The sequence below is a fragment of the Mesorhizobium sp. P2_A12 genome (assembly GCF_056405075.1).
This window is the reverse complement of sequence record NZ_JBFUCU010000061.1, coordinates 1-4,596: the sequence shown is the minus strand read 5'-3', so window position 1 is coordinate 4,596 and position 4,596 is coordinate 1. Positions and strand designations below refer to the sequence as shown.

Sequence of the window (4,596 nt, the reverse complement as noted above, 5' to 3'; positions counted from 1 at the left end):
CTTTGGCGTGGGCAGGGCGTCGTATTTCATACCCCTGAGAAGGCATGCGAACTTTGTGATCTTCTCCTGCGGGCCGGTCGCCTCGACGAGGCATCGCAAATGCTTGATGATATCGATACCCTCGTTTTCGATACGGACGAAGCGAGCTATCTAGCAGAATGCATTCGCCTTCGTGGCCAAATCGCCGCGGGCAGAAATGACCTGACGGGCGCCGCGCACCTATTCGAAACTGCGATTGCCACTGCCCGTCGTCAGCAAGCGAGACTCTTCGAGCTTCGCGCCACAACCCAACTAGCACCAGTTCTGGCACGTCAAGGTCGTGTCCATGAGGCCGCGACGCGTCTACGATCCGTGATCGACACGTTTGAAACCAGATATCCGGTGGTCGACCTCATCGCGGCACAACGGGCGCTGGACGCCCTGAGCCGTTGAGGTCGCACCATCTGCGTCGGTTCCGACAACATAGTTTGCGTCGATTTGATGCAAGCTTGGCTCATTGCGCACCCGAGACGCGCATTCGTCCGTTTGGACTGGAATGTAACGGAATGGTTGAGATGAGACGTCACGGTTGTCCCCGCGTAGGTCCGAACATGGGCGCGTTTCTGACATTCAGTCTGAAGAGTTGATTTTCTGCCTTGGGTTCAGAATAGGAAGAATCGCAGACGTCTTCTTTTGATCGACGGCCACAGGCTTAATGGAGCGTTGTTTCATAGCTTAGACCCGGAAATGAAACGGCGTCGGGCATCAGCGCTGGCCTGCCGGCGGGGTGGCCCTTGAGGATGTCGAGAAAGAACGCGGTGGTCAGGGCGTTCGCTTGCTTAGAGTTCATGAACATCATGTGCCCGCCATGATCGAACTTGGCCAACGCCTTTTCTTGACTGCTGATTTGATCATACGCCCACAGAGCGTTGTGTTTAGGCGATACCGCGGCATCGTCGGAGGCGAACATTATGAGCGTCGGCACCTTGACCTCCGCAATGCCCGTGTCGCCAAGGGCATGCAACTCGCCGCCTGGAGCTCCGGCGACAAGAGCGGCTACACGTTTATCCCAGATGGGCGGCATTGAGGCCGCAAACGGATCAGCGACACCATACTGCGTCGCAACCGATTGCTCATGGCCCACGAATTGGCATGATTCATTGGCGGATGGCTCCTTTTTATTTACAGCGCACCACGCATCGAGTTCTCTGAAGTTGACCCGGGCGCCTCCCGCCTGGAACACAGTGGTTCCGCCGCTCGAATGTCCCCAAATACCGATGTGGGAGGTGTCGATTGTCCCGGCCAGCTTGCCGCCCGGGGCGGTCAATGAATCAGTGTATTCGATCACCCGGACCACATTGGCAGGGTGATCGTAGAGCAGCCAGATCGCCCTCCCATCTTCCCGGCTAACTCCTTCATCCAGTGGTCCGCCGAGTCCAGTATCATAGTCCGCGGCAGCTACGACGAAACCATAGGATGCGAGTTGCCGACCCAACGCGCCGTAAAGGCCGCCGGTACCGTCGAGCCCGTGGATCAAGATCACCAACGGATAAGGACCGGTTGTTGCCGCAGGCGCATCCATCGACACCATCAAGATTGCGGCGTTGGGATCGGGGGCGGGACCGGCGGCGGGATACCAGACCATGGTCGCCATGGGATGCTTGCCGGAAATGTCGGGGATAGTGAACTTCTGGAGACCGACTGCAAATGGCCCTGGCTTCGTGAAGTCCGCGGCGAACACGGGTGAAAGACCGGCCACTAGCCACAACACGACAAGCCCAGCCAACGGAAGGCTCAACCGGCCCATATTCTCACCTCTTAGCCGGCTCCGTATCGTCGGCCTTCGGATATTTGACGCGGATTGCTGTCATTGACAATGCAGATCATGCCGCAAAGCAGCCGAACAACTCTCAATCTCCATGGCGCTGCCCCGTTGGCCCAGCTGAAGCGGCGTCTCTGGCAACCAAACTATTATTTTGTTTCATGTTTCGACCCGATTGAACTTTTCTAAACTGAATATTGGACTCAATCTCATAATTAAGATATCGCTAATATGTGAGGGAAAAGGTGGGAAGCTACTCAACGGGGTAGCTTCGGAGAGGAAAAAGTTTGAGTGGCTAGTGCCACTCAAATCGTGTGGATGTATTGTGCCTTAGCACGTGCAAACTCCGAGCTACCGTCAGCGCCGAGTAGACCCCAGGTTGTCATCAGGGGTGTGTTATGGCGAATAAATTACCCAAGGCCGACAAAATCACCGTAAGTGGTTTCGAGGATCACCTGTCCACGCTGGTGTTAAGCGGATCGGACATGGATGGCTCGGTCACAGGCTATGTTCTGACGTCATTGCCATCGAACGGCACCCTCTACCTGGACAATGCCCACACAATTCCGGCGGTCATCAACACGGTTTACGCAAGCAATACATTTTACTTCATGCCTGCGTCGGATTTTAGTGGCGTTGCCTCTTTCAATTATAACGTTCGCGACAACCAAGGCGGCGTTTCGTCGAGCTCAGCCTCAGTCACAATCAACCTAGCGGCGGTAAATGACGCACCCGTGGTGGATCTCAACGGGTCCGCTGGCGGGACTTCCGCAATCCTCGCCTATTCACCGGGCGGCGCGGCTGCAAAGATCGCCCCGTCTGCAACCATTACCGATATTGACTCCGCCAAGTTCGGTGGAGGCTCGCTACGCGTTGCGATCACCCAGAACAAGGCAGTGTCGGATCAACTTACTATCTCTACCGACGCCTCCGTGACACTATCGGGCGGCAATGTGTCCGTCTCGGGCACCAAAGTTGGAACGATTTCGGGTGGCAGCAATGGTTCTGATCTCGTCATCAGCCTGCTCAATGCGGCAACCCCGAGTTTAGTTTCCGTACTTCTCGAGCATATCTCTTATTCTAATTCCTTAGGCAGTCCGCCCTCGTCTCCTCGCACTGTCACATTCACGCTGGTAGACGGAGGTGGGACCGCCAATGGTGGGACCGATACCGGACTTGCTACGGCCACCATTAACGTCGGTACAGTCAATCATTCCCCGACCGGCTCGGTGACGATCGCCGGCACGGCGACCGAGGACCAGGTATTGACGGCGTCGAATACGCTGGCCGATGCCGACGGGCTGGGTGCGATCAATTACCAGTGGCAGCGCAACACTGGTTCCGGCTTCGTCAACATAGGCGGCGCGACGAACACGACCTATACGCTAGGCGATGCCGATGTCGGCGCCATGGTGCGCGTGGTGGGGAGCTACACGGACGGGCACGGCACGGCGGAATCTGTGGCAAGTGCTGGGACCGCGGCGATCGCCAACGTCAACGATGCGCCGACCGGCTCGGTGTCGATCGCCGGCACGGCGACCGAGGACCAGGTGCTGACGGCGTCGAACACGCTGGCCGATGCCGACGGGCTGGGTGCGATCAATTACCAGTGGCAGCGCAACACTGGTTCCGGCTTCGTCAACATAGGCGGCGCGACGAACACGACCTATACGCTAGGCGATGCCGATGTCGGCGCTACGGTGCGCGTGGTGGGGAGCTATACCGATGGCCACGGCACGCCGGAGTCGAAGGCGAGCACACCGACGGCGGCGATCGCCAACGTCAACGATGCGCCGACCGGGTCGGTGACGATCGCCGGCACGGCGACCGAGGACCAGGTATTGACGGCGTCGAATACGCTGGCCGATGCCGACGGGCTGGGTGCGATCAGCTACCAATGGCAGCACAATACCGGCTCCGGCTTCGTCAACATCGGCGGCGCGACGAACGCGACCTACGCGCTTGGCGACAATGATGTTGGCGCCACGGTGCGCGTCGTGGCGAGCTATACCGATGGCCACGGCACGCCGGAGTCGAAGGCGAGCACACCGACGGCGGCGATCGCCAACGTCAACGATGCGCCGACCGGCTCGGTGTCGATCGCCGGCACTGCGACCGAGGACCAGGTGCTGACGGCGTCGAACACGCTGGCCGACGCCGACGGGAATGGCACGATCAGCTATCAATGGCAGCACAATACCGGCTCCGGCTTTGTCAACATCGGCGGCGCGACGAATTCGACCTACGCGCTTGGCGACGGCGATGTCGGGGCGACGGTTCGCGTGGTGGCGAGCTATATCGACGGCCACGGTACGGCAGAATCGGTGGCGAGCACGCCGACTGCGGCGATCGCCAACGTCAACGACGCGCCGACCGGTTCGGTGTCGATCGCCGGCACGACGACCGAGGACCAGGTGCTGACGGCGTCAAACACGCTTTCTGACGCCGATGGGAACGGCACGATCAGCTACCAATGGCAGCGCAACACCGGCTCCGGCTTTGTCAACATCGGCGGCGCGACGAACGCGACCTATACGCTTGGCGAAGCCGATGTCGGCGCCACCGTCCAGGTGGTGGCGAGCTATACCGACGGGCATGGCACGACGGAATCTGTGGCAAGTGCTGCGACCGCAGCAATCGCCAACGTCAACGATGCGCCGGTTCTGTCGTCGGTGGCGACGAGCGCGGCGTATACGGAGAACGCGGCGGCGCAGACGCTCTCGCCTAGCTTGGCGATCTCGGATGATGACAGTTCGAATCTGCTTGGTGCCACTGTCCGCATCAGCTCAGGCGGC

The 4,596-nt window shown here is 59.4% G+C and carries 2 protein-coding genes and 2 pseudogenes; 3 read left to right on the top strand and 1 reads right to left on the bottom strand.

Annotated elements, in window-relative coordinates:
* Positions 1-432, top strand: a 432-nt coding sequence (locus tag AC1DZU_RS35365) for a tetratricopeptide repeat protein (protein ID WP_477292069.1), incomplete at its 5' end; no start/stop codon positions are given.
* A 259-nt stretch (positions 433-691) separates the two neighbouring features.
* Here AC1DZU_RS35365 and AC1DZU_RS35360 read toward each other — a convergent pair.
* Complete coding sequence (locus tag AC1DZU_RS35360) at positions 692-1,786, bottom strand: alpha/beta hydrolase family protein (RefSeq protein WP_477292067.1); 1,095 nt, start codon at positions 1,784-1,786, stop codon at positions 692-694.
* Between the two features lie 413 nt (positions 1,787-2,199).
* On the opposite strand from AC1DZU_RS35360, the pseudogene AC1DZU_RS35355 reads away from it, so the two are divergent.
* A pseudogene (locus AC1DZU_RS35355) lies at positions 2,200-2,499 on the top strand (Ig-like domain-containing protein); the annotation flags it as partial.
* Positions 2,500-3,030: 531 nt separating this feature from the next.
* A pseudogene (locus AC1DZU_RS35350) lies at positions 3,031-4,596 on the top strand (hypothetical protein); the annotation flags it as partial.